The organism is Lacinutrix sp. 5H-3-7-4 (assembly GCF_000211855.2).
GTDB lineage: Bacteria > Bacteroidota > Bacteroidia > Flavobacteriales > Flavobacteriaceae > Lacinutrix.
Window position 1 is genome coordinate 1,069,178 of record NC_015638.1, and the last position, 25,217, is coordinate 1,094,394.

25 protein-coding genes are annotated in these 25,217 nt (G+C 30.7%); 14 read left to right on the plus strand and 11 right to left on the minus strand.

Going from position 1 to position 25,217, the window contains the following annotated elements:
• Window positions 1–8: 8 nt before the first annotated feature.
• From LACAL_RS04620 to LACAL_RS04630, 3 genes are all read left to right on the plus strand, one after another.
• Window positions 9–1,868: an OmpA family protein gene (locus tag LACAL_RS04620; protein WP_237701007.1), complete on the plus strand. Its 1,860-nt coding sequence runs from the start codon at window positions 9–11 to the stop codon at window positions 1,866–1,868.
• A 136-nt stretch (window positions 1,869–2,004) separates the two neighbouring features.
• On the plus strand, window positions 2,005–3,117 hold the full coding sequence (locus tag LACAL_RS04625) for an FAD-binding oxidoreductase (RefSeq protein WP_013869546.1): 1,113 nt from the start codon (window positions 2,005–2,007) through the stop codon (window positions 3,115–3,117).
• Window positions 3,118–3,567, plus strand: a complete 450-nt coding sequence (locus LACAL_RS04630) for a hypothetical protein (protein ID WP_013869547.1) — start codon at window positions 3,118–3,120, stop codon at window positions 3,565–3,567. It begins immediately after the preceding gene.
• Between the two features lie 5 nt (window positions 3,568–3,572).
• On the opposite strand, the gene LACAL_RS04635 is transcribed toward LACAL_RS04630, so the two are convergent.
• The 6 genes from LACAL_RS04635 to LACAL_RS04660 form a co-directional block, all read right to left on the minus strand.
• On the minus strand, window positions 3,573–4,481 hold the full coding sequence (locus LACAL_RS04635; RefSeq protein WP_013869548.1) for an ABC transporter ATP-binding protein: 909 nt from the start codon (window positions 4,479–4,481) through the stop codon (window positions 3,573–3,575).
• A 67-nt stretch (window positions 4,482–4,548) separates the two neighbouring features.
• Entirely contained in the window at window positions 4,549–6,714 is a 2,166-nt protein-coding gene (locus LACAL_RS04640; protein ID WP_013869549.1) for a prolyl oligopeptidase family protein, read from the minus strand.
• Between the two features lie 93 nt (window positions 6,715–6,807).
• Window positions 6,808–7,797, minus strand: coding sequence for an aspartate-semialdehyde dehydrogenase (locus LACAL_RS04645; RefSeq protein ID WP_013869550.1), 990 nt, complete (start codon window positions 7,795–7,797; stop codon window positions 6,808–6,810).
• A gap of 185 nt (window positions 7,798–7,982) precedes the next feature.
• Window positions 7,983–8,384, minus strand: a complete 402-nt coding sequence (gene mscL / locus LACAL_RS04650; protein WP_013869551.1) for a large conductance mechanosensitive channel protein MscL — start codon at window positions 8,382–8,384, stop codon at window positions 7,983–7,985.
• Window positions 8,385–8,480: 96 nt separating this feature from the next.
• Window positions 8,481–9,587, minus strand: a complete 1,107-nt coding sequence (gene alr, locus LACAL_RS04655) for an alanine racemase (RefSeq protein ID WP_013869552.1) — start codon at window positions 9,585–9,587, stop codon at window positions 8,481–8,483.
• A complete protein-coding gene (locus tag LACAL_RS04660; protein WP_013869553.1) occupies window positions 9,580–10,227 on the minus strand; it encodes a thymidine kinase in 648 nt (215 codons plus the stop codon). Before LACAL_RS04660 ends, alr begins: the two co-directional genes overlap by 8 nt.
• 120 nt (window positions 10,228–10,347) lie before the next feature.
• On the opposite strand from LACAL_RS04660, the gene LACAL_RS04665 reads away from it, so the two are divergent.
• The 5 genes from LACAL_RS04665 to LACAL_RS04685 all read left to right on the plus strand — a co-directional run bounded on the left by LACAL_RS04665 (window position 10,348) and on the right by LACAL_RS04685 (window position 14,186).
• The gene (locus LACAL_RS04665; RefSeq protein WP_013869554.1) at window positions 10,348–11,082 is read left to right on the plus strand and encodes a hypothetical protein; all 735 of its coding nucleotides are present in this window, start codon (window positions 10,348–10,350) and stop codon (window positions 11,080–11,082) included.
• 5 nt (window positions 11,083–11,087) lie between these two features.
• Window positions 11,088–11,447, plus strand: coding sequence for a DoxX family protein (locus LACAL_RS04670; protein ID WP_013869555.1), 360 nt, complete (start codon window positions 11,088–11,090; stop codon window positions 11,445–11,447).
• Window positions 11,448–11,497: 50 nt separating this feature from the next.
• Window positions 11,498–12,172 carry a 16S rRNA (cytidine(1402)-2'-O)-methyltransferase gene (gene rsmI / locus LACAL_RS04675; protein WP_013869556.1) on the plus strand — a complete coding sequence of 225 codons (675 nt, stop codon included), beginning with the start codon at window positions 11,498–11,500 and terminating at the stop codon, window positions 12,170–12,172.
• Between the two features lie 77 nt (window positions 12,173–12,249).
• Window positions 12,250–13,611 (plus strand): NAD(P)/FAD-dependent oxidoreductase, encoded by a 1,362-nt coding sequence (locus tag LACAL_RS04680; protein ID WP_013869557.1) that lies wholly within the window; start codon window positions 12,250–12,252, stop codon window positions 13,609–13,611.
• 2 nt (window positions 13,612–13,613) lie between these two features.
• Window positions 13,614–14,186, plus strand: coding sequence for a uracil-DNA glycosylase family protein (locus tag LACAL_RS04685; protein ID WP_013869558.1), 573 nt, complete (start codon window positions 13,614–13,616; stop codon window positions 14,184–14,186).
• A 595-nt stretch (window positions 14,187–14,781) separates the two neighbouring features.
• Here the strand turns inward: LACAL_RS04685 and LACAL_RS04690 are convergent.
• Window positions 14,782–15,372 carry a carboxymuconolactone decarboxylase family protein gene (locus tag LACAL_RS04690; RefSeq protein WP_013869559.1) on the minus strand — a complete coding sequence of 197 codons (591 nt, stop codon included), beginning with the start codon at window positions 15,370–15,372 and terminating at the stop codon, window positions 14,782–14,784.
• Between the two features lie 57 nt (window positions 15,373–15,429).
• On the opposite strand from LACAL_RS04690, the gene LACAL_RS04695 reads away from it, so the two are divergent.
• From LACAL_RS04695 to LACAL_RS04710, 4 genes are read left to right on the plus strand one after another with little or no spacing between them, the layout of a single operon-like run.
• Window positions 15,430–15,852, plus strand: coding sequence for an OsmC family protein (locus LACAL_RS04695; RefSeq protein WP_013869560.1), 423 nt, complete (start codon window positions 15,430–15,432; stop codon window positions 15,850–15,852).
• Window positions 15,853–15,885: 33 nt separating this feature from the next.
• Complete coding sequence (gene recJ / locus LACAL_RS04700) at window positions 15,886–17,577, plus strand: single-stranded-DNA-specific exonuclease RecJ (protein WP_013869561.1); 1,692 nt, start codon at window positions 15,886–15,888, stop codon at window positions 17,575–17,577.
• Window positions 17,578–17,604: 27 nt separating this feature from the next.
• Window positions 17,605–18,693 (plus strand): OmpA family protein, encoded by a 1,089-nt coding sequence (locus LACAL_RS04705; RefSeq protein ID WP_158306391.1) that lies wholly within the window; start codon window positions 17,605–17,607, stop codon window positions 18,691–18,693.
• A gap of 53 nt (window positions 18,694–18,746) precedes the next feature.
• Window positions 18,747–20,012, plus strand: a complete 1,266-nt coding sequence (locus LACAL_RS04710) for an MFS transporter (protein ID WP_013869563.1) — start codon at window positions 18,747–18,749, stop codon at window positions 20,010–20,012.
• On the opposite strand, the gene LACAL_RS04715 is transcribed toward LACAL_RS04710, so the two are convergent.
• A complete protein-coding gene (locus LACAL_RS04715; protein ID WP_013869564.1) occupies window positions 20,009–20,956 on the minus strand; it encodes an alpha/beta fold hydrolase in 948 nt (315 codons plus the stop codon). The genes LACAL_RS04710 and LACAL_RS04715 overlap by 4 nt on opposite strands.
• 96 nt (window positions 20,957–21,052) lie before the next feature.
• Here LACAL_RS04715 and LACAL_RS04720 point away from each other — a divergent pair, with 96 nt between their 5' ends.
• Entirely contained in the window at window positions 21,053–21,712 is a 660-nt protein-coding gene (locus LACAL_RS04720; protein ID WP_013869565.1) for a peptidoglycan-binding protein, read from the plus strand.
• A 256-nt stretch (window positions 21,713–21,968) separates the two neighbouring features.
• A complete protein-coding gene (locus LACAL_RS04725; RefSeq protein WP_013869566.1) occupies window positions 21,969–22,499 on the plus strand; it encodes a hypothetical protein in 531 nt (176 codons plus the stop codon).
• On the opposite strand, the gene LACAL_RS04730 is transcribed toward LACAL_RS04725, so the two are convergent.
• From LACAL_RS04730 to LACAL_RS04740, 3 genes are all read right to left on the minus strand, one after another.
• Window positions 22,496–23,248, minus strand: coding sequence for a UDP-2,3-diacylglucosamine diphosphatase (locus LACAL_RS04730; RefSeq protein ID WP_013869567.1), 753 nt, complete (start codon window positions 23,246–23,248; stop codon window positions 22,496–22,498). The two genes, LACAL_RS04725 and LACAL_RS04730, sit on opposite strands and share 4 nt — an antisense overlap.
• A gap of 2 nt (window positions 23,249–23,250) precedes the next feature.
• Entirely contained in the window at window positions 23,251–23,703 is a 453-nt protein-coding gene (locus tag LACAL_RS04735) for a 6-carboxytetrahydropterin synthase (RefSeq protein ID WP_013869568.1), read from the minus strand.
• A 150-nt stretch (window positions 23,704–23,853) separates the two neighbouring features.
• Window positions 23,854–25,188 (minus strand): MATE family efflux transporter, encoded by a 1,335-nt coding sequence (locus LACAL_RS04740; RefSeq protein ID WP_013869569.1) that lies wholly within the window; start codon window positions 25,186–25,188, stop codon window positions 23,854–23,856.
• Between the last annotated feature and the right edge of the window lie 29 nt (window positions 25,189–25,217).

A 25,217-nucleotide genomic window follows, 5' to 3' on the forward strand; every position in this document is an offset into this window, starting at 1 on the left:
GCTTTAGTGTGACAGCACAAACCAAGGCAACCAAATCAGCCGACAAGCATTTTTCAAAATTAGAATTCGTAGAAGCCATAGAAGACTACGAAAAACTAATAGAAAAAGGCGAAGGTGATGCATACATTTATGGACAATTAGCCATTGCTAATTATAACATATTTAATACTGTTGAAGCCGAGAAATGGTTTGCAAAAGCATTAGAAACCAATCAGGAACCAGAAATGGTTTTCAAGTATTCTGAAATGCTAAAAGCTAACGGTAAGTACGAAGCCTCAAATGCACAAATGAAAACATTTGCCTCTATGCGTCCAGGAGACGATAGATCTGTAATGTTTATGGCTAACCCAGATTACCTTCCAAAGATTTTAGACAGAGGTAAGAAATTTAATGTTCAAAACATGGATATTAACTCTGCTGTATCAGATTTTGGAGGTACTATGCAAGACGGTAAACTATACATTACAACAGCAAGAAATGGAGCTAGAAAAAAGTATGGTTGGAACGAGCAACCATTTTTAGATATTTACGAATTTACTTTAGCCGAAGATGGTACTTACCAAGGTGAGACTATGGTAGAAGATAAAATTAACACTAAATATCACGAAGGCGTTGTTTCTTTTTCGCCAAACGGAAAAACAATGTATTTTTCAAGAGAAAGTTTCTTTGAAAACATTTACGAAAAAGACTCACTATCAAACACAAAATACAGTGTATTACACTTATTTAAAGCCACAAAAGGAAGTGATGGATTCTCTAACATAGAAGCCTTACCAATAAACAGCCGTAACTACTCAATAAAAAACCCAAGTGTAAGTCCAGACGGAAGTACAATATACTTTGCCAGCGATATGCCAGGAGGATTTGGAAAGTTTGATATCTATAAAGCAAGTATAGATGAAAACGGTCAAGTAGGAGCTCCAGTAAATATGGGACAAAAAGTAAACACAGAAGGACATGAAATGTTCCCGTTTATTAGTGATAACAACACACTTTACTTCTCTTCAATAGGACACTTAGGACTTGGAGGAATGGATGTATTTTACACCAAAGAAATAGACGGTAAAATGGCACCAGTACGTAATGTAGGTATACCAGTAAACTCAAATGGAGATGATTTTGCTTTCCACATTAACGAAGAAACAGGAGAAGGTTTTGTCTCTTCAAACAGAGAAGGCGGAAAAGGAGATGATGACATCTACCAAATTAAAAAAATACAACCATTATGTGATGTATTAATAGTAGCAACAATAGTAGACAACAAAACCAAAGCACCAATAGCAGGAGCAAGCGCAAGCTTAGTAGATAGTAAGGGCAATGTATTATCTACAAAAACTACAAATGCCGAAGGTAAAGTAGAATACATTGTAGAATGTGATACAGATACAGAGCTACAAGTAACAATGCAAGACTACGAAAGTAATAAATTAGCCATTGCTGGAGACGATGTAGAAGAAGTAGCAGTAGAATTAGCTTTAGACCCAATAGAGAAAATAATAGAAGTAGAAGAAGTAGTATTACGCCCAATTTACTTTGATTACGATAAATCTAACATCACAGCAAAAGCAGCATTTGAATTAGATAACTTAGTACAGGTAATGAATAAATATCCAGATATGGTTATTTACGCGACATCTCACACAGATATAAGAGCATCAAACAAATATAATGATGCATTATCAGACCGAAGAGCTAAAACAACAGTACAATACATTATATCAAAAGGTATAGACGCTACAAGAATCTCTGGAGCAGGAAAAGGAGAAAGAGAATTAGCAGTAGACTGTGGTACTAATTGTACAGAAGAGCAACACCAATTAAACCGTAGAAGTGAGTTTAAAATTTTAAGTGGTGGACCTAAAAAATAACAATATAAACCACTAGAAAAAACATGCAATAACTAACTAAACTTGCAATAATTACCTAGTAAAAACAAAAAAGCCGCAACTTACGTTGCGGCTTTTTTAATATATAAACTAACACATAATATAGTAACTTAGCAATATGAATTTATCGTACTGGGAAATAAAAACATGGTTAACTAACATAGATTACACAATAGTTGGAAGTGGAATTGTAGGTATAAACTGTGCTTTACAATTAAGAAACCGTTTTCCAAAAGCTAAAATTTTAATTTTAGAAAAAGGCATTTTACCACAAGGAGCAAGTACAAAAAATGCTGGATTTGCTTGTTTTGGAAGTTTAAGCGAAATTATAGACGACCTTAACTCTCATACTAAAATTGAAGTAATAAATTTAATAAAGAAAAGAATTAAAGGTCTTAATTTATTAAGGGAGACACTTAGTGACAAAGCTATTGACTATCAAAACAATGGTGGCTTTGAATTGTTTAGTAAGCAAGACAATAAATTATTACAAGATTGCTTGGATAGAAGAAATGAAATAAACACACTATTAAACCCAATATTTAATCAAGACATATTTAAAATTCAAAAAAATAGTTTTGGTTTTAAAAATATTGAAGAGCATTATATTTTCAATGCTTTTGAAGGTCAAATAGATACTGGTAAAATGATGAATGCTTTGTTAAAAAAAGCACAGATAAACGATATTAAAATTTTAAATAATATTCAAATTGAAGAATATGTGACAGCCAATTCTTCAGTTAAAATAAAAACAAACCAAGTAGACTTTAATACTTCAAAACTATTGATAGCTACAAACGGTTTTGCTTCAAGACTAATTAATGAGAAAGTTGAGCCAGCAAGAGCACAAGTTTTAATTACAAAACCAATAAAGAATTTAAAAATAAAAGGTACTTTTCATTTAGATAAAGGATATTATTATTTTAGAAATATAGAAAACAGAATACTATTTGGCGGCGGAAGAAATTTAGATTTTAAAACTGAAAACACAAGTGTATTTGGACAAACAGAAGTTATTCAAAACAAACTAGAAACACTTTTAAAAACTACTATTCTACCAAATACACCTTTCGAAATAGCACATCGCTGGAGTGGTATAATGGGTATTGGCAAACAAAAAAAACCCATTGTAAAGCAAATAGAGAATAATGTTTACTGTGGCATAAGATTAGGAGGCATGGGAGTTGCAATAGGTAGCTTGGTTGGTAAAGAATTAGCAGATTTAGTTTAAATGAAAATAAAAGAACAGCTCTATAAACAATGTAAAAGTTTTATTGAAAACCGCTTAAAAACAGTACAAGAAACTATAGCCAGTATTCAAGAATCACTACTATCTGAAACTAAAAGTAGTGCAGGAGACAAACATGAAACTGGTAGAGCAATGCTACAATTAGAGCGTGAAAAAGCGGGTCAGCAATTAGCCCAAATTCAAAAAACAAATTTAATTTTAAGTAAAATAGATTACCAAAAAAGCGCTAATAAAGTTAGCCTAGGTAGCATAATTTACACAAATAAAGTAAACTATTTTATAGCAATTAGTGCCGGTGTTATTGAGTATAATAATGAGAGCTTTTATGCCATATCTGCAAATACACCAATTGCACAACTCTTAATGTCTAAAGTTGAAGGTGACACTGTTGCTTTTAGAGATAATACTTTTACAATCACCAAAGTACTATAGTTTATTTACTCTGTTTTTAAGCAAACCTCCTTTTGAATTTCAAGTGCTGTATCATGTTCAAAAAAAATAGTTTCATCATTTAAAACAGCTTCAATTAAATAGTGATTTCCTTTAAAATAGTTTTTTAAAACCAAAGCTCTAATGTTTGAAACCTCAACAACTTTTATTTGGTGCGCATAAATAATTTTTTTATTTATAACATTAAACTCTCCAAAAAATGAAGCTATTAAAGGTGTTTTAGGGTTTTCAAATAAAGCTTTTGGTGTACTATTTTCTTCAATGCTTTTATTGTTTAACACTAGCAACCTATCTGCAAAACCAAGCACATCTTCTTTATCGTGAGTTGCCATAACACAAGCTATATTATTTTCTTTTAAATATTTAAAAACATTACGCCTAAGACTTTGCTTTTTAAAGTTATCTATATGACTAAAAGGCTCATCTAACAAAAGTATTTCTGGCTTTTTAGCTAATGCTCTAGCTAAAGCCACACGTTGTTTTTGCCCGCCACTTAATAGTTTTACTTTAGTATTTGCAAACGCATTTAACTCTACAACATTTATTAACTGGTCAACCCTTTCTTTTTTTTCCTTTTTATAAAAATTAGAAAGGTGTTTACCTATATTTTCTGCAACAGAAATAAATGGCATTAACTCAAACTCTTGAGCAACATATTTTATAAAATCGTAACCAATTACAAGATTAAATTTTGGACCTAAAATTTGAGTGTTGTTCCAAAATATTTCACCATTATTTAAATCGTATTCTCCACGAAGTGTTTTTAGTAAAGTACTTTTACCAGAACCACTTTCTCCAATAACAGCAATACACTCTCCAGCATTAACTGTGAATGAGAGATTATTTAAAACAGTGTTTTTATTATATGAAAAAGAAAGGTTTTTTACGTCTAGCATATTGTAAATATAACAAGACCTCACAGGTAATAAAACTTGTGAGGCCTAAATATAATATTAAGTGTTTTTAATCTTTAAATTCTTCTTTCATTTTACTAGGTAGTACATCAAATCCCATATTATATAATGTAAAGCCATAAATATCTGCATATTGTTCTATGGTTTTACTAACAGGAGTTCCTGCACCATGTCCTGCATCTGTTTCTATGCGAATAAGTGTTGGATTATTTCCTGCTTGTTTGCTTTGTAATTCTGCCGCAAATTTAAAACTATGTGCTGGCACTACTCTATCGTCATGATCACCTGTAGTTACAAGTGTTGCTGGATATTGAATACCTTCTTTTATGTTGTGCAACGGCGAATATCCTTTTAAATAATCAAACATTCCTTTGTTGTCTTCTGCAGTGCCATAATCGTACGCCCAACCTGCTCCAGCTGTAAATGTGTGGTAACGTAACATGTCTAACACACCAACTGCTGGCAATGCTACTTTCATTAAATCTGGACGTTGTGTCATTGTCGCTCCAACTAATAAACCACCGTTAGAACCACCACGAATTGCTAAATAATTAGATGATGTATAATTGTTATCGATTAGGTATTCCGCGGCAGCGATAAAATCATCAAATACATTTTGCTTTTTTAATTGTGTACCTGCATCATGCCATTCTTTTCCATATTCTCCACCACCACGAAGATTAGGAACAGCATAAACACCACCTTGCTCCATCCAAACAGCATTTGTAATACTAAAGCTTGGTGTTAAGCTTATGTTGAAACCTCCATAACCATATAAAATTGTTGGGTTCTTTCCGTTTAATTCTAATCCTTTTTTATGTGTTATAATCATAGGTACTTTTGTTCCATCTTTAGATGTATAAAATACTTGATTACTTTCATAATCTTCTGGATTAAAGTCTATTGTTGGTTTTCTAAACAACTCTGATGTTCCTGCTTCTATATTATATTTATATATACTTCCAGGTGTAACATAGTTTGTAAAAGAATAGTATAGTTCTTTTTCTTCTTTTTTAGCACCAAAGCCTCCTGCACTACCAACGCCTGGTAATTTTACTTCTCTTACTATTTTACCGTTATAATCGTATTGCATAACTTTTGAAACAGCATCTACCATGTATTCTGCAAAAAAGTAACCACCAGCAGTAGATGGGCTTAAAACATTTTCTGTTTCTGGAATAAAATCTTTCCAGTTTTCTGGTGTTGGGTTTGCAGCGTCTACAGTAACTATTTTTTTATTTGGTGCATTTAAATTAGTTACTAGAAACAACTTACTGCCTTCGTTTTCTATTAAATAGGTATCGCTATTTGTATTTCCTAAAATTTCCACTAATGGCTTATTTGGGTTTTCTAAATCTTTTATATAAAGTTTATTTCCAGATGTTGATGTTTTTGGACTTATTAATAAATAACGGTCGTCTTCTGTTACGCCTCCGTAAACGTATCTATGTTTTTCTTCTGGTGTATTACCAAAAACTAATTTATCTTCTTTTTGAGGCGTCCCTAACTTATGGTAATACATTTTATGTTGGTCTGTTTTTGCAGACAATTCACTACCTTTTGGTTTATCGTAACTTGAGTAATAAAACCCTTCGTTTTTATACCAAGACATACCGCTAAACTTAACATCTACTATAGTGTCTTCTATTATTTCTTTTGTTTCGGTATTCATTACCAAAATTTTTCTCCAGTCGCTTCCTCCTTCAGAAATAGCGTAAGCCAAAATTTTCCCGTTCTTAGAGAAACTTGTACCTCCTAAAGAAATAGTACCATCGTCTTTAAATGTATTTGGATCTAAAAATACAGTTGCAGTTTTTGGGTCTTCACCAGTTTTATAACGGTAAATTACATATTGGTTTTGCAGGCCGTTATTTTTATAAAAATAAGTGTAATCACCTTCTTTAAATGGTGCTCCAACTTTTTCGTAGTTCCATAGTTTTTCTAGTCGTGATTTTAATTCTTCACGAAAAGGTATATTATCTAAGTAACCAAATGTAGCTTTGTTTTGACTTTGTACCCATGATTTTGTTTCTTCACTTCTGTCGTCTTCTAGCCAGCGGTATGGATCTTTTACCTCTGTGCCAAAGTAATTATTTACAGTATCTACTGTTTTTGTTTCTGGATAGTTTACAGTAATTTCTTTTCTAGATTTTTCTTCTTCTTTACAAGACATTATTACTAATAGTATTATTAAGCTAAATGCTACTTTTTTCATAGGTATTTGTTTTTATATTCTATAAAAATAAACAAAAAAGCGTTTACTTATATAGTAAACGCTTTTTGTATGCATAAGCTTTAAGATTAAAAGCTATATAAGATTATTTTTTACTAAGTATTCTGCAATTTGTACTGTGTTTGTTGCAGCTCCTTTTCTTAAATTATCACTAACAACCCACATATTTAATGTGTTTGGCAATGATCCATCACGACGCAAACGTCCAACAAAAACATCATCTTTCCCGTTTGCATATAATGGCATTGGGTAGGTATTAACATCTACATTATCTTGTAATGTTACACCATCTGTAGCATTTAATATTTCTCTTACCTCGGTTAAATTAAAATCGTTTTCAAACTCTACATTTATAGCTTCACTATGTCCACCAGAAGTTGGAATTCTTACTGCTGTAGCTGTTACAGCTATTGATTTATCGTCAAGAATTTTTTGTGTTTCACGCACTAGTTTCATTTCTTCTTTTGTGTACCCATTTTCTTCGAAAACATCACAATGTGGAATTGCATTTTTATGAATTGGATAAGGATAGGCCATTTCACCTTTAACTCCTGCCATTTCATTTTCTAATTGTTTAACAGCTTTAACTCCTGTTCCTGAAATAGATTGGTATGTAGAAACAACAATACGTTTTATTTTATATTTTTTATGAAGCGGCGCTAATGCCATTACCATTTGTATAGTAGAGCAATTAGGGTTTGCTATAATTTTATCGGTTTCTGAAAGGTTTGTAGCATTTATTTCTGGTACTACTAATTTTTTATCTTGATCCATTCTCCATGCTGAAGAATTATCTATAACTGTTGTACCTACAGCTGCAAACTTTGGCGCCCATTCTAGAGATGTGTTTCCGCCTGCTGAAAATAAAGCTACATCTGGTTTTTTTGCTACAGCGTCTTCCATACTAATAATAGTATGTTCTTGATTTTTAAAAGTGATTTTTTTACCTACAGATCTTTCTGATGCTACAGGTATAAACTCTGTAATTTCAAAATTGCGTTCTTCCAGAACTTTACGCATCACTTCTCCTACCATTCCAGTGACTCCTACTACGGCTAATTTCATAAAAATTTAATTTTTTCAATTTCTGTTGACTCAGAAATTCTTACTTATTATTATTTACAAAGCTATTGTATTTCTTATTGTTAGTGTTGAAAATTGCATTAATTTTTTCATAAAAAAGAGCATAAAAAAAATCGATTTTGATAGTCAAAACCGATTTTTAGAATAATTTTTTTAAAAAAAGTAGATTACTTCTTTAAAGCGTCTCTAATTTCTTTTAATATATCTAACTCTGATGGTCCTGCAGGTGCAGCAGGTGCTGGAGGAGTTTTTGTTTTATTGTATGCTTTAACAATCATGAATAACACAAAACCAACTATTATTAAATTTATTATTGAGTTAATCCATTTACCATACATTATAGCGTTTTCTGGTTTTGTAACTGCTCCATCTGCTCCTACAGTAGCTGGAGATAATACATATTTTAAATCGGCAAAATCTACACCACCGGCAAAGTTACCAATTATTGGCATCATAATATCAGATACAAAGCCATTTACTACCATTCCTACTGCTCCAGCAAGAATAACTGCTACAGCTAAATCTATGACATTTCCTGTCATAATAAAATCCTTAAATTCTTTAAGCATAATTTTTCAAATTTTTAAGTTAGTTGAAATTAATTTGTTTCAAGGTAGCTAAAATTTTAACACCTTTTAACAAGAGTTGTAGGCTAAAAAACGTAATTATCGATAAAAAGCTCTTTTTATTCGTTGAGATACCGCTGTAAGTAATTCGTAAGGTATGGTATCAACTGTTTTAGTAAGGCTGTTAATTTTATGTTTTGGACCAAAAATTATGACTTCGTCACCTTCTTTACAGTCAATATCTGTAACGTCTACCATAATCATGTCCATACAAACATTTCCTACAATGTATGCTTTTTGTTCATTTACGTAAACAAATCCTTTTCCGTTTCCATATTGCCTTCCAATACCATCGGCATGACCTATTGGTAAAGTTGCTGTTTTTGTAATTTTACTTGCTTTAAACGCACGGTTATAACCTAAACTTTCTCCTACATTTAACGTGTGTATTTGAGAAATTATAGTTTTTAAGGTTGCAATAGGTATTAAATTTTTATTGTATGCATTATCATTAGCAAAACCATAGAGACCAATACCACATCTAACCATACTAAAATGTGCTTCGGGATAATTTAAAATCCCAGAGGTATTGCTTTGGTGTAATAATACTTTATAATTTAATGCTTTGGTTAAAGTATTGGCAAAGGTTTTAAAGTTATGTATTTGATTTAAAGTAAACTCTCTTTCATTAAGATCTTCGCTTGCTGCTAAATGTGAAAAAAGTGATTTTACTTTTATAGCAGCTGTTTGTTTTAATGTTTTGTTTATTGCTTCAATGTCGTTAACATTAAAACCAAGCCTGTTTAACCCACTATTGTATTTTATATGTATTGGGTAATTGTTTTGTTTTAAATTTTCCGCTACAGCGATAAAACTTTTTAATACTCTTTGAGAATAAATATTAGGTTCTAAACAACGCTCTATAATAGTTTTAAAGTTTTCTGGCTGTGGATGTAAAACTAAAATTGGCGTCTCTATTCCTGCATCTCTTAAAGCAACACCTTCATTTGTGTAAGCGACTGCAAAATAATCTACATTTAAATTTTCTAAATATTTTGCGATTTCTAAAGCATCACTACCGTATGCAAAAGCTTTTATTACAGCTAAAAATTTAGTGTCTTTAGAAAGTTTAGATTTTATATAGCCTACATTATGTTTTAATGCTTTTAAATCTATTTCTAGTGTAGTTTCGTGCGCTTTAGGCATTAGGTTTATCTTGATTTTCTTTAAGTTCTTCTGCATCATTCACCTTCAATGTTTTTATTTTTTCTCTTAATGTAGCTTTATAATAAGCTGCACGACTTAAAGGTTCGTATTCTTCTGTTTCACCAAGTAAAACAAGGTCTTCGCTTTTATTTTTTCTATAACTAAATTGCGCAAGGTTTCCTGTACGTGTACAAACAGCATGTACTTTTGTTACATACTCTGCTGTTGCCATTAGGTTAGGCATTGGTCCAAATGGGTTGCCTTTAAAATCCATATCTAAACCTGCAACAATTACTCGTATGCCTTTATTTGCAAGATCGTTACAAACACGTACAATCTCGTCATCAAAAAACTGAGCTTCGTCTATACCTACTACATCACAACCATCGGCTAAAATTGGAATATTTGCAGCTGCAGGAACTGGAGTTGAGCGTATTTCGTTAGAGTCATGAGAAACCACCATTTCATCATCATATCTTACATCTATTGCTGGTTTAAAAATTTCAACTTTTTGCTTTGCAAATTGGGCACGTTTAAGTCTGCGAATTAATTCTTCGGTTTTACCAGAGAACATAGATCCACATATAACTTCAATCCAACCAAATTGTTCTTTTTGATTTACTGTATTTTCGAGAAACATTTTGTAATTTTAACACACTAACGAAAATTATATTCGTTAACTATAAAGGTGGCGTAAATTTAATTAAAAACAAAAGCCTAAATTGCATTAAATTCAAAAAAAAATAAAAAACATTGAGTCATGAAGAAGAAGTTAGAATCAGAATTAATGAGCATTGCCCACAAGATTCTTAAACTTAAAGGTAAAGATGATGTAAATAAAATGCATGCAGAAGTTGCTGCACTTTACGAGAAACTTACAGTTTTAAAATTTGCACAAGAAAATTTTGAAGACAGTTTACCAACCATTGGAAATGACTCTTCTTTTTTTGATATGCTGGATGTGGCTTTTAACAACAGAATAAGCGATAATATAGAAGTAGATAACAAAACCTATGTTAATGTTGATGAGCGAGAAGATGATGGTATTATGGAGCCTGTAATGGAAAAAATTAAAAACATTGTTGCACAAATGCCTGAAGAAACACAGGATGTAGATGCAATTTTTAATAAAGTTAACACCCAAAATAAATACCAGAAAAACGACTTAGAAGATATTACTGCCGACTATAATAACATTCCTGTTTTTGATAAAGTTAGCGACATTAAAGCCAATGAAAAAAAATCTTTAAATGACAAACTAAAATCTGGCGGATTTAATATTGGATTAAATGATAAAATTGCTTTTATAAAACACCTTTTTAATGGTGAAGCCGAAGATTACAACCGTGTAATTTCTCAATTAAACACTATAACAAGCTATGACGAAGCAACCCTTTTAATAGAAAACCAAGTAAAACCAGATTATAATTTTTGGGTAAATAAAGAAGAGTATGCTGAAAGATTTATGCAAATAATTGAAGCTAAATACAACTAAACTACATGAGAATTCAAAAAACAATTTATTGGGTTGCAACAATTCTATTATGCATAATAATGCTCTACTCTGCATCAATGTATTTTACTAAACCCGAAATGATAAAAGGTTTTTTTGAGCATTTTAATTATCCAACATATTTAGTATACCCATTAGCTACTTTAAAAATTCTTGGTGTAATCATGGTTTTATGGCGTAAAAGCATGTGGCTTACAGAGTGGGCTTACGCCGGTTTCTTTTTTGATGTTATTTTAGCCTTTTTTGCTCATTATTTTGCAGGAGACTCTACTATTTTAACTTTAAGTGCATTAAACCTAATTTTATTATCTTATTTCTTTGGCAAAGTTGTAAGAAACGCCCAATAGCTTAATATAAAACTTCAAAACATTGTAAATTTGTAATAAATTTTACTTTAATGGGAAAACTCTATATCGTTCCAACTCCTATTGGAAATCTCGAAGACATGACGTTTAGAGCTATTTCTGTGTTAGAATCTGCAGATTATATTTTAGCTGAAGACACTAGAACTTCAGGAAAACTACTTAAACATTTTAAAATTACTACACCTATGCAAAGCCACCATATGCACAATGAGCATAAAATGGTTGACCGTTTGGTAGAACGTATTAAAAATGGAGAAACCATAGCACTTATTAGCGATGCTGGAACTCCTGCAATTAGCGACCCTGGTTTTTTATTAACCAGAGCCTGTGTAGAAAACAATATTAATGTAGACTGTTTACCAGGAGCAACAGCTTTTGTTCCTGCCTTAGTAAATTCTGGTTTACCCAACGACAAATTTATTTTTGAGGGCTTTTTACCTGTTAAGAAAGGAAGACAAACACGTTTAAAACTTTTAGCCGAAGATACCAGAACACTTATTTTTTACGAAAGTCCTCACAAGCTAATTAAAACACTTGGTCATTTTTGCGAATACTTTGGCGAAGATAGACCTGTATCTGTTTCTAGAGAGCTTACTAAACTTTACGAAGAAACCATTCGTGGTACAGCAAAACAAGTTTTAGAACACTATACTAATAAGCCTCCAAAAGGAGAAATAGTTATAGTTGTTGGTGGTAAAGCAAAATAATTTCACGACAAAACTTTAAGCTTTAATTAATAAAAAACAAGGTTTACTTTTTTAACTTCAGTTTTAAAACTAAAGCTATGAAAGTTAAACATTATAATGTTTTTATTATAGGTTCTGGAATCGCTGGACAAACCGTTGCAGAAATTTGTGCCAAAAACAAATTAAAAGTAGCAATTGCAGATAATAGAGAATATGGAGGCACTTGTGCCAATAGAGGTTGTGACCCTAAAAAAATTCTTGTTCAGTTTTCTTCTTTACTTCAACGCTGTAAACAGCTAGAACATTCTGGTATTATTAAACCGCCAAAAATTAGCTGGAGCGATGTGCAAAAATTTAAAAATAAATTTGTTCAAAGTATCCCAATCGAAACCGAAAAAGATCTTCAGAATTTAGATGTAGATTTATATCACCAATCTCCAGAATTTATTAGTGAAAATAAAGTTTTAGTAGAAGGTAAAACCATCTCTGCAGACTATTTTGTAATTGCCACAGGTAGAGTACCCAGAAAATTAAAGATAAAAGGAAACAAGCATATTGAGACTAGTGACTCAATTTTAAACTTAACTAAAATTCCTAAAACTGCAAGTTTTATTGGATCTGGATATGTAGGAATGGAGTTTGCCACTATGCTTGCTATTTTAGGCTCTAAAGTAACTGTTTTTGAACACGGCTCGACTGCCTTAAAAAATTTCGATCCATTTTTAGTTGAAGCTTTAATAAGTAAAATGAAAACCTTAGGTGTTACATTTGTTTTTAATGCTAAAATTGAAAAAATAGAAGCCTTAAATAAAAACAAACGTATAAATTATACATTAAAAGGAAAAAAGAAAAAACTCAAATCTAGAAAAGTATTTAATACTGCCGGCCGTGTACCATCTATAACAAATTTAAAACTTGAAAATGCTAATGTAGAAGCAAACTGTAGTGGTGTTTTAGTTAACGATTATCTTCAAAGTAAAACCAACTCTAAAGTTTATGCCTGTGGTGATGTTTCTAGTTTATCACTACCCTTAACACCTCTATCTGGTTTACAAGGTTATATTACTGGAGAAAATATATTAAATAATAATGCAAATAAATTTCAATTTCCTTTAGTACCATCTACAGTTTTTACACAACCTAATTTATCTATGGTAGGTTTACAAGAAGAAGAAGCAAAAAAACGATATAAACATATTAATGTGTATAAAGGAAAAATTCCTGGTTGGTTTAATGCTAAAAAAGCAAATGAAGATACTTATGCCTTTAAAATTATTTCAAATAAAAGAACAGATATAATTGTTGGTGCTCACCTTTTAAGTGAAAAGGCAAATGAAAATATTAATATCTTTACAATGGCTATAAGTAAAGGCATGACAGTTTCAGAGTTTAAAAAACTAATTTTCACTTACCCATCTTATACTAACGATTTAAAATCTATGCTTGCAGACAGCAACTAATTTTGGAATTACTTTTAAAAAACATAAAACAGTGTGACATATGTAAAAGTCATTTACCTTTAGGACCAAGACCTGTAGTAACCGCTAATAAAAGTTCTAAAATTGTAATTATTGGTCAAGCTCCAGGTACTAAAGTTCATGCTTCTGGTATTCCATGGGATGACCAAAGTGGCAAAAAACTTAGACAATGGTTAAATGTAAGTAATAAAGAGTTTTACAATACTAAAAACTTTGCTATTGTACCAATGGGTTTTTGTTATCCTGGAAAAGGTAAAACTGGAGACTTACCACCAAGACCAGAATGTGCTAAACAATGGCATGAAAAAATATTAGAGACTATGCCAAATGTAAAATTAATAATACTTATAGGTGCATATGCACAAAAATATTATTTAAAAGATAAGGCAAAAAAAACACTTACAGATACTGTAAGTGATTATAAAAATTACTTACCCAAATACTTCCCTATTCCACATCCATCACCAACAAATAGATTTTGGAGAAGTAAAAACCCATGGTTTGAAGATACAATTGTTCCAGAATTACAAGATTATATTAAAATTATTATTAAATAATAAAGCCAGTGCTGGCAGCACTGGCTTATAAGTAAAAAACCTACTAAAATTAATTACTTAGAAATATGTCTTTAAAATTATCACTCTCGTACTACTAGTTTCTCTACATCACTATAAAACTACAGCAGCAAGTGCAATTTGTTTAAAAAAATTTATTAGTGCAAAATTAAATTATTAACATCCAAATTGTGTTAATTATATTATAACCTCATCAAGGTTTTACATTATTACTCCAGTATTTTTTTTACACTTAGCCATAAGTGTCTATAAACAACTTTTATTAATTTTTTATTGATATTATGCTTTGCAAAAAAAAGTTGCAAAAGTAATAACAAATACTATAAATATTATGGATTTTTAAGAATAAATAAAATTATTTGGGCAGTACAAAAATAGAGCAGTATGTGTGTTAACAGAAAAATTTTAGATTATTTTCTGTAATAAATCGTTTAAAGGTAATTTTAAAGTTAAATAGTAATTTTAATGCGACAAAATACGTTTGTACAATTTACTAAAATCCTGAAATAAAGACTTTAAAATAAAAAAGCCTCATCTTTTCTTTTAGATGAGGCTTTTTTTATAAATGTTAAAAGTATTAAATATGTTTTCCTACTTCAAAACCATGTTTCCCTAAAAATTGATTTCCGCTTTCAATAGCATCACCTTCAAGTGTTGTACCCATAGAGTCATTCCATCGGTTTAGGTAACCAAATAAAGAAATAACACCAAGCATTTCTACAATTTCTCCTTCATTCCAATGCTCGTGCAATCTTACTTTAATAGTTTCATCAACAGCATTAGGAACCTGAGAAGCTGCTAAAGAAAAATCTAATGCTGCACGTTCAGCTTCACTAAAAGCTTCATGCGTTCTATATTCCCAAATATTATCTAACTGTTCTTGTTCTGCACCATATCTTTCGGCAGCACGAATAGCGTGAGCTTGACAATAACGGCAACCAGTAGCATTACTACTTACCCAAGCAATCATTCGTTTTAAAGCAGAAGTTACTCGACCTTCATTTGCCATTACAGCTTTATTTAAATTAATAAATGCTTTACTAATTGCTGGTCGTCTTTGCATGGTTAGTACCGAGTTTGGGCAAAACCCAAGTGTTTCATTAAAAAACTCGGCAAGTTTTTTTGTTTCTAAATCGTGTTCTGCTTCTAAAGGCGTAACTAAAGGCATATGTTTGTTTTTTTAATAGTATTTTTGATTCTAACAATTAACGAAAAAATCCTTAAAATGTCTCACAAAATAACAACTGTTTGGAAAGAAAATTTAATTTTCGAAAGTGATAATCCTAACGGCTATTCTTTTAATTTAGGTCAGTCTCAAGATAACAACAACCCTTACAAACCAATGGGACCAAAAGCGGTGATGTTATCATCTTTAGCCGCTTGTTCTGGTTTAGATGTTGTTTCAGTAGTAGAAAAAATGAAAACTTCTTTTTCCGATTTTAAAATTGAAGTTGAAGGCCAACTTACAGAAGAACACCCAAGAACATACCATACTGTAAACGTAGATTACCATTTTTACGGTAACAATTTAGACGAGAAAAAAATAAAAAAGGCTGTAGATTTATCTATTGAAAAATATTGTGGCGTTATGGAAATGTTTAGACAATTTGCAACAGTAAATACTAAAATTCATTACCATTCAATATAATAAATAGTTTATTACTAAAACACTACACTTTTAATGCGTTGGACTTTAAAACCTAAACCAAATCTAGAAACCGTACAATTTTTACAACATGCTTTACAAGTAGAAGAGCCTGTTGCAACACTTTTAGCACAACGCGGTATTGAAACCTACGAGCAAGCAAAAGACTTTTTTAGACCAAATTTAAAACATTTGCACGATCCTTTTTTAATGAAGGATATGCTAAAAGCAGTAAAACGAATTGAGGTAGCAATAGCAAACAACGAAAATATTTTAGTGTATGGCGATTACGATGTAGATGGCACAACTGCCGTATCGTTAATGTCATCGTATTTAAAAAGTGAATATCCAAACGTTGCCACTTACATTCCAGACCGTTATGGAGAAGGTTACGGCATCTCTTTTCAGGGTATTGATTTTGCCGAAGACAATAATTTTACACTAATTATTGCATTAGATTGTGGTATAAAAGCTATTGATAAAATCGCTTACGCGGAAGAAAAAAACATCGATTTTATAATTTGCGACCACCACAGACCTGGAGACAAAGTCCCAAATGCAGTAGCCGTTTTAGACCCAAAACAAAGTGATTGTAATTACCCTTATAAAGAATTATGTGGTTGTGGTGTAGGTTTTAAATTAATACAAGCTTTAGCTTCAAAAAAAGGAAAAACCGTTGAAGATTTGCAAGAATATCTAGACTTGGTGGCTACAGCAATTGGAGCAGATATTGTTCCAATAACTGGAGAAAATAGAATATTAGCTTATTTTGGTTTACAAGTAATAAATAGTGCGCCAAGAGCAGGATTTAAGGCGATAATAAATCAAATTAAAAAAGAAACACTTACCATTACAGATGTTGTGTTTGTTATTGCACCAAGAATAAATGCCGCAGGTAGAATGAAACACGGCCAATATGCCGTAGATTTATTAACCGAAACTAATGTGCAAACGGCTCAAGTTTACGCTCAAGAAATTGAAAATTTTAATACAGATAGACGTGAAGCCGATAAACAAATTACTATAGAAGCTTTACAACAAATTGAAAATAATAACGAAAAAGACCGCTTAACCTCAGTCGTTTATCAACAAGATTGGCATAAAGGCGTTATTGGCATTGTAGCAAGTAGATTAATAGAAACCTATTATAGACCAACATTAGTATTTACAAAAAGTGGAAATAAGTTAGCAGCTTCGGCACGCTCTGTAAAAGGTTTCGATGTTTATAATGCTTTAGAAGCTTGTGCTGAACACATAGAGCAATTTGGTGGCCATAAATATGCTGCTGGCTTAACACTTAAAGAAGAAAACTACGAAGCTTTTAAACAAAAGTTTGAAGAAGTAGTACAAGCTACAATAGATAAAAAACTACTAACTCCAGAAATTACAATAGATAGGCAAATAGAACTTAATGATATTTCAGATAAATTCTACAGAATATTAAGCCAATTTGCACCATTTGGTCCAGGAAATATGTCTCCTGTTTTTATGACTAACAATTTACAAGATACTGGTTATGGTAAATGCGTAGGTGAAGACGATAAACATTTACGAATAACAGTAAAACAACCTGGTAGTAATGCAATTGTTTGCATTGGTTTTGGACTTGGCGATAAGCTTAACTTAATTAAAAATAACAAGCGTTTTAAAGCCGTTTATTCTATAGATGAAAATGAATGGCAAGGCAATGTGTCTTTACAACTAAAGTTAAGAGATTTAAAAGAATAATTAATGTGTTATTTCGTTTTAACACATATGAAATTAAAAATTACAACGCTTTTATTTTTTGCCTTTGGACACAGTATTGCTCAAAACCTAGTATTAAATTCTAGTTTTGAAGCATTTAAAAACTGTCCTAAAAACAAAGGAGCTTTTCATGAAAATGTTATTAATTGGTCTTGCTCAAATTATGGTTCTACAGACTATTTTAATAATTGCAGTAAAGATTTAGGCTTTGAAAATTATGTTGGGTTTCAAGAACCAAAAACAGGTAATGCTTACTCTGGTATTTACACCTTTGCTCCTGCAAGTTACAGAGAATACATACAAACCAAATTAGTTTCACAACTTGCAAAAGGAACAAAATATTTAATTACATTTCAAATCAGTCTTTCAGACTGTTCTTCTCATAGCAATAACAATTTTGGAGTGCTATTTACTTCAGAAGAATTAGATAGTAAAAGCAAAAATTTTATTCATTTTAAATACTTAAAAAAAGATAATATAAAATACAAATATTCGAAAATTGAGAATAAAAGCTTTTATTCTAACACTCAAGAATGGACTAAAGTTACATTAGAATATACTGCAAATGGTTTTGAAAAATTTATGACTATTGGAAATTTTGAAACAAATAGAGTAATTAAAATACAGGAGGTTTGGAGTACAGCAGAAAGACAATTTACTTATTACTATATAGATGATGTAAGTGTAACAACTCTTAAACTATCAAAAAAAACGTTAAGTAAAGTTGATAAAGCAAAACCCTTAGAAACAAAAACCATTTATACTTTTAAAAATATATTATTCGAATTCGATAAAGCCATATTAGTAAACACTTCTATAGAAGAATTAGATAAATTAAACCTTCATTTAAAAGAAAATAAAAACCTTAATATTGAAATATATGGACACACAGATAATATTGGTTTAGCTAAAAGAAACCAGGAATTATCTTTACAACGTGCAAAATCTGTTTCAGAATATTTAATCTCAAAAGGCTTAAAAAAAGAAAGAATACAGTGGTTTGGTTTTGGTAGTTCTAAACCATTAGTAAAAAATTCTTCTGAAGATAACAGAGCAAAAAACAGACGCGTTGAGTTTAAACTAATTGATAAAAATTAAAATATAAACCTGCGTTACTTTACTTTTGTGTTTCTATAAAATTATAACGTTTAATGTCTAAAAACGACCCATACGCAGCACTACGGTTTAAAGAATTTAATCTTTTTTTAATCATGCGATTTTTACTGGTTTTTGCCTGGTCTATGCAATTTATTGTTATAGAATGGCAAGTTTATGCTTTAACAAAAGATCCTCTATCGCTTGGTATTATAGGCTTAATGGAAATTATACCTGCTTTTACTATGGCTTTGTTTGCGGGACATATAGTAGACCAACGCGAAAAACGAAACTTACTTGCTATATGTTTAGCAGCATTTTCTATTATTAGTTTTGCTTTATTCTGGTTAACATCAGATAGTGTTTCTCAAACTTGGTCTAAAGACAGTTTATTGTATTCTATTTACGCTTTAGTGTTTTTTGGTGGTTTTTTACGTTCCTTTTTTGGGCCAACTATTTTTTCTTTAGTAGCTTTAATAGTACCAAAAAAAATCTATCCTAATGCCGCGACATGGAATAGTTCTACTTGGCAAATGTCTCGTGTTTTAGGTGTTGCTTTCGCTGGTTTTTCTATAGGTTGGATTGGTGTTCATTTTTCATTATGTATTGTTTTTGCTTTAGTAATGGCAGCACTATTTATGGTGTTTCAAATTTCTAAAAAACCAATACTTAATCCTAAAATTGGAGAACCTGTAATGCAAAGTTTAAAAGAAGGCGTAAGTTTTGTGTTTAAAACAAAGGCCATTTTAGGCGCTATAACATTAGATATGGTTTCGGTTTTATTTGGTGGTGCTGTAGCACTTTTAGCTGTTTTTGCCGAAGATATTTTAAAAGTTGGCCCGCAAGGTTTTGGGATTTTAGTTGCAGCTCCATCGGTTGGTGCTTTTTTAACCATGTTAGTTACTGCGTATATTCCTATAAGTAAAAATGCAGGAATGAAATTACTTATTGCTATTTTTGGTTTTGGAGTTTGTATTGTCGTTTTTGGTCTATCTTCAACGTTTTGGATATCTGTAGTCGCACTCTTTTTTAGTGGTGTTACAGATGGTGTTTCTATGGTTATAAGGCAAACTATTCTTCAGCTTAAAACACCAGATAATATGCGTGGTCGTGTATCATCTGTAAATTCAATGTTTGTTGGTAGCTCTAACGAGTTAGGTGCTTTTGAAAGCGGATTAACCGCAAAACTTATGGGCACAGCAACAGCTGTTGTTTTTGGTGGAAGTATGACATTAATTACTGTTATTACAACAGCTATTGTATCTCCAAGTTTTAGAAAATTAGATTTAACTAAAGATTTTGAAGTGAATAATAACACTTAATTACTTCTAGCATTTTTAGCTAAAAAATCGAAAATAAAACCGTTTATTTTTTCGGGTTTCTCTTCTTGAAGAAAATGTTTCGCATCAATTAAATGAATATTATTATCGTATAGGTTTAAATCGTTAATAATACGTTCCTTTTGTGGTTCCCATAGTAAAAGTTCATCTTTTTCACCCCAAATAACTAAAACTGGAATATCTACAGAAAGCAGAGTGCTTTCATAATCTGGCAATGTATTGCTTGTTTTAGTAAAAAAGTAATACATACCGTTTGTTTTACCTTCTTTTAGTGGCCTTTTATAACCTTCAACATCTGCTTTATTTAAATTATTATTGTTTAAACCAGAATTAAAAAGTGTTTTTAGTATGCTGTTTGTAGCTATTCCATTTTTATATGACCACATTGTTGTTTTTGCTTTAAATCCATCCTGAAGCTCAATTATTGGCTTATAACCTTCTTGGTATACTATAGCATTTAACATTACTAAACTTGATATTCTATTGGGTTGTTTTTTTATAAGTTCCCATGTCCATAATGCTCCTGCATCATGCATTACATGTGTCCAATTTTCTACTTCTAATTCATCCATTAAACCCAAAAGCCTATCGGCATGTTTTTCTTCAGTATATAAATTTAAATCTTTAGGAGATTCGCTACTACCAAACCCAAGCATATCTGGCACAATTACACGGTAGTTTTGCGAAAGTTCATCTATCATTTTTCTATAAATCCAACCAGATGTTGGTATACCATGTAAGAGAACTATAACATCACCATAACCTTTATCTATATATTTTAAAGCTCCGTCGTTAGAAAAAAATGTTTTCTGTCTTTCTCTGTAAATATGATAAGTCATTTGGTTATCTCTAATAACCGTAGATTGGTATGGTTTACATGAATAAAAAGTAACTACTAGAAATAGAAAAATAAACAGTTTCTTCATTATAAAAAATTTTAATTAAAGGTAGCTAATTAATATGGATTAGTTAAAAGACAAATTTGATTTATATTTGCCAACAAGCTATTTACAAAATCTTTTATGAAAAAAATTCTCATTTTTATTACCATACTTATAGTATTACTTTTCTCTTATTCACAATATAAAGACTACCAAAGGTTTACACCTCTAAATGCAGATATTAAGCCAGATAATACTATAGATATAAACTACCATAATCCTGCTGTTTTATACAATTATTATGATGCTTTAGAAAAAGCAAATAGTTATATGCATTTACAATGGAGTGCAAATAATATAGATGTAAGAAATCCTGAAAATGAAGACAGAGAAACAGTTTTAGCTGTTAATAATTATGCCGAAAAATTAGCAAAAGTAAATTACTTTGAGGCGATATTAAAACAGTCTAAAAAACTAAAAAACGAAGGACTTACAAATAAAGCTATTAAAGATCTAGAAAATAAAGGCATATCTATTAAAGAACATAACAAAAGAGAAAAAACTGAAAAGCACAAACAATTATTAGTAAGCATGCTACCTCAAAAAGCGCTATATTTTGGTGAAAAAAGTGCTTTTATATTTGAAATGCAAAAATTACTATTAGCAAAAGGGTATAATATACCTGTTGATGGTGTTTACGAGAAAAAAACATCTAATGCACTACAAGCTTTTGAAACAAAAAATAATCTTTATCCAGATGGAAAAATAGATAAAATGAGTTTAAATTTATTACTCCAATAAGTTAATTTCTATTTTTGGGTTTTAAGTTGTAACTTTATAAGGCCCAATTTTATAAAAACTATTTACACTGTTAACCAAAAAAGTTTTAAACCTAGTCACACTATTTCTTGCTCTTTTTAGTGTATTTATTTCTATAACTTCTTATAGTTTTTTAGAGTTTTACACTAAACCTCTTTTTCATGCTATTATATTAATTAGCTACAGTATTTACGCTAAAAATATAAAACCGCTCTTTTATGTTTTTTATTTGAGTGCAATGGCTGTAGAGTTTATGGACAGCTCTAAAACCTATTATTTTAGCTTTATATGGGTTTTACTAGGTTATACGTCTTGTTTTGCTAGTGGTATTTTATTATTGCAGCCTTTATTAAAAAAAGGAAGAATTAAACTTATAGGTATAAATTTGTTATTTGTTTTAATTGTTATTTGTGCTTTAGGCTATATTATTTTTTCGCTTTATTTAACTTTTTTAAGCGAGTTAAATTTAAATTGGCGTTTATATTTTACAATTTCTACACTACTTTTTTCTGCTTTTATCTTTTCTTGCTTTTATGCAACCTCTGTAAATAACCATCCAAAAATTATATTTTTATTTTTAACAGCCATTGGTTATTTATTAACTTGTACAGTAGGATTAGTGGTATATTTATTTCAAATAAAAAATGTAATACTTGCTTTAACGGTAAATTTTAGTGAAACTTTAGTACAGTTTTGTTTTGCCTTTTTTATGATGCATTTTTATGAAGTTATGAATACAGAAAATAATATTGACGAGCTAGAAGTTTAATACTCTTTAAGCTCTAATGTTTCACCATTAAAAACACCGTAAGTATAATATTTAATCCAATCTCCTAGATTAATATATTTAGAATTACCATTTAAATCTATGTTTAAAGGCAAATGTCTATGCCCAAAAACAAAATAATCGCGATGTTTATCTTCAAGTTTTCGTTTGCAGTACTGCACTAGCCACTCCTCATTTTCCCCCAAAAACTTGGCGTCATCGTCTCCCGAAATTAATTTATTTTTTACTGATAGGTATTGTGCCAATCGCACACCTAAATCTGGATGTAACCATCTAAAAAACCATTTTGCAACTGGATTAGTAAATACTTTTTTCATGCGCTTATAACCTTTATCTCCTGGGCCTAAACCATCGCCATGACCAATTAAAAATGTTTTATTATTAAAAGTAAATTCTTGAGGTTTATGGTAAACCGGTATGTTAAGTTCTTCTTCAAAATAGCCATTCATCCATAAATCATGATTACCTACAAAGTAATAAACCGGAATACCAGAATCGCTAATTTCTGCTAATTTTCCTAATGTTCGAGTAAATCCCTTAGGAACAACAGTTTTATATTCTGCCCAAAAGTCGAATAAATCACCCAACAAAAATATTGCAGCAGCATCTTCTTTAATCTCATCTAGCCAGGCAACAAACTTTTTTTCTCTTGGAAAAGAGTGTTTTTGGGTTGGTGCTCCTAAATGATTATCTGAAGCAAAGTATATTTTCTTTCCTTTTGGAATTTGCATGCTTAATTATTTTCGGTTGCGTACCATTCTGCATACGAACTTTCTGTTTCCTGAAGTTTTAAAGAATGTAACTGGATATTATCTGGCAATCGTTTTTTAATTTTTTTAGCAAAATCTACTACCATCATCTCGCTTGTTGGCTGGTAATCTACCAGTAATACGTTATGACCTCTATCGCTAAGTTCTTTAGCTAACTCTACATGTGGTGTGTTTTTATTAAAAACGGTTGCATGATCAAACACATCAACAACTTCTTCTTTCACAATTTTTTTTAAATCTGAAAAATCTATAACCATTCCAAATTTTACATTTGCTGTATCTGTTATAGGTTGTCCAAAAACGGTTACAGAAAGTTTGTAACTGTGTCCATGCACGTTTTTACATTTACCATCGTAACCATAAAGTGCGTGCCCAGTTTCGAAAGAAAAAAGTTTAGTAATACGAATATTTGCCATTATCTACGGTTTCTGTATCTATTAAAGACATAGATAATAATGATTACTAAGGCTAAAATGGCAAAAAAACCACTACCGCCTAAAAAGTTTAATATTTCCATTTTTCTTAAGTTTCTGTTTAGTAATTTAAAAAGGATATTTTTTTCAAAGTTAATCCTTTTGTGATAGTGGTAAAAATTCTTGTCTAAATTTTATAATTAAAGGTATACCACGAGCTATAATCCATAGCGTAAAAGCTATAAAAACACCTGTTAATTTTAAGTTGTATTTATCTAAAATATATAAAGAAGGAATAAATATTAAAAAGGTCGCTATTAGTAATAGGTTTCTAAGGTCTTTCATTTTTCCCAACCCTTTAAACATCCCATCAAAAATAAATGCTAATGCACATAATGGCTGCATTGCTAAAACTAGCCAGAACACGTTATAAAATTCTTTTAAAACTTTTGGCTCTTTAGTAAAAATCTGACCTATTGAAAAATAAAACAAACTGCCTAAACATGCCATAATTACGCCTACAATTATTCCGTATTTAATTAATATATTGCTTAAATTTATTAGTTTTCCAAACTCTCTTCCGCCTAATAATTTTCCAGATAAAATATTTCCAGCACTTGCATAACCATCTATTAAAAAAGCACCTAAAAACCATAAATTTATTGCAATTGTATATGCTGCAATGTATTCTTTACCATAGTTTGTAGCATAACTGGTCGCTAAGTATAATGTGACATTTAAAGCTATTGTTCTAACAATTAAATTACCAATCATAATTAAAAATCTTTTAATTTCTTTATTAAAAGGAAACGTTACAAATAGCGGAATACTTGTTTTTTTTAATAAGTAAAAAGCCGATAATACTGCCATTAAAAACTGTGATGCAACGCTCGCAAAAGCAGCGCCTTTTATATGCATTGCAGGAATTAAATTTGCCATACCATAAACTAAAACATAATCTAATATAATATTTGTTATAGCACCAATAATTGCAATAACCATAGGATAATAAGTGTTTTGTAAACCTCTAAAAGCACCAAACACAGCAATAGTAAATAATGTAAACGGAAAACCAAATACTCTAATTTTATAATAGTCTATAGCATAATCTAAAATTAGATTCTTGGCATTATACAGTTTAAAAATTGATTCGGCAAAAGGGTATGTTACTATAATTATTAAAATGCTTAACGAAGTAATAATAACTATTGCTTGTGCAGGCAAGTTTTTAATTTCGTCAAGTTTATTAGCGCCCAAATATTGGGACACGATTGATGATAATGCGCTTCTAGTTTGCCCAAACACCCAAATAAGCATAGATAAAAATGTAGATACAATACCTACTGCTGCTAAAGCTTCTGTTGCATTTAAATTAACATTTCCAATTATTGCAGCATCTGTTAAAGACAAAATAGGCTCAGCAACTCCTGCTATTAATGCTGGTATAGCTAGTTTGTTTATATGTTTTAGACTAATGTTTGTAATCAAAATTTTTAATCTTTAATAAGAACAGCTAA

Excerpts from the sequence above, each read along its gene's own strand:
- rsmI (WP_013869556.1), top strand. The coding sequence starts at position 11,498 with ATGGGAAAACTCTATATCGTTCCAACTCCTATTGGAAATCTCGAAGAC.
- LACAL_RS04660 (WP_013869553.1), bottom strand. The coding sequence starts at position 10,227 with ATGTTTCTCGAAAATACAGTAAATCAAAAAGAACAATTTGGTTGGATT.
- LACAL_RS04735 (WP_013869568.1), bottom strand. The coding sequence starts at position 23,703 with ATGGCAAATATTCGTATTACTAAACTTTTTTCTTTCGAAACTGGGCAC.
- LACAL_RS04715 (WP_013869564.1), bottom strand. The coding sequence starts at position 20,956 with ATGAAGAAACTGTTTATTTTTCTATTTCTAGTAGTTACTTTTTATTCA.
- LACAL_RS04725 (WP_013869566.1), top strand. The coding sequence starts at position 21,969 with ATGGCTGTAGAGTTTATGGACAGCTCTAAAACCTATTATTTTAGCTTT.
- alr (WP_013869552.1), bottom strand. The coding sequence starts at position 9,587 with ATGCCTAAAGCGCACGAAACTACACTAGAAATAGATTTAAAAGCATTA.
- LACAL_RS04690 (WP_013869559.1), bottom strand. The coding sequence starts at position 15,372 with ATGCCTTTAGTTACGCCTTTAGAAGCAGAACACGATTTAGAAACAAAA.
- LACAL_RS04695 (WP_013869560.1), top strand. The coding sequence starts at position 15,430 with ATGTCTCACAAAATAACAACTGTTTGGAAAGAAAATTTAATTTTCGAA.
- LACAL_RS04680 (WP_013869557.1), top strand. The coding sequence starts at position 12,250 with ATGAAAGTTAAACATTATAATGTTTTTATTATAGGTTCTGGAATCGCT.
- LACAL_RS04645 (WP_013869550.1), bottom strand. The coding sequence starts at position 7,797 with ATGAAATTAGCCGTAGTAGGAGTCACTGGAATGGTAGGAGAAGTGATG.
- LACAL_RS04670 (WP_013869555.1), top strand. The coding sequence starts at position 11,088 with ATGAGAATTCAAAAAACAATTTATTGGGTTGCAACAATTCTATTATGC.
- LACAL_RS04730 (WP_013869567.1), bottom strand. The coding sequence starts at position 23,248 with ATGCAAATTCCAAAAGGAAAGAAAATATACTTTGCTTCAGATAATCAT.
- LACAL_RS04710 (WP_013869563.1), top strand. The coding sequence starts at position 18,747 with ATGTCTAAAAACGACCCATACGCAGCACTACGGTTTAAAGAATTTAAT.
- LACAL_RS04635 (WP_013869548.1), bottom strand. The coding sequence starts at position 4,481 with ATGCTAGACGTAAAAAACCTTTCTTTTTCATATAATAAAAACACTGTT.
- recJ (WP_013869561.1), top strand. The coding sequence starts at position 15,886 with ATGCGTTGGACTTTAAAACCTAAACCAAATCTAGAAACCGTACAATTT.
- LACAL_RS04720 (WP_013869565.1), top strand. The coding sequence starts at position 21,053 with ATGAAAAAAATTCTCATTTTTATTACCATACTTATAGTATTACTTTTC.
- LACAL_RS04705 (WP_158306391.1), top strand. The coding sequence starts at position 17,605 with ATGAAATTAAAAATTACAACGCTTTTATTTTTTGCCTTTGGACACAGT.
- LACAL_RS04640 (WP_013869549.1), bottom strand. The coding sequence starts at position 6,714 with ATGAAAAAAGTAGCATTTAGCTTAATAATACTATTAGTAATAATGTCT.
- LACAL_RS04625 (WP_013869546.1), top strand. The coding sequence starts at position 2,005 with ATGAATTTATCGTACTGGGAAATAAAAACATGGTTAACTAACATAGAT.
- LACAL_RS04630 (WP_013869547.1), top strand. The coding sequence starts at position 3,118 with ATGAAAATAAAAGAACAGCTCTATAAACAATGTAAAAGTTTTATTGAA.
- mscL (WP_013869551.1), bottom strand. The coding sequence starts at position 8,384 with ATGCTTAAAGAATTTAAGGATTTTATTATGACAGGAAATGTCATAGAT.
- LACAL_RS04665 (WP_013869554.1), top strand. The coding sequence starts at position 10,348 with ATGAAGAAGAAGTTAGAATCAGAATTAATGAGCATTGCCCACAAGATT.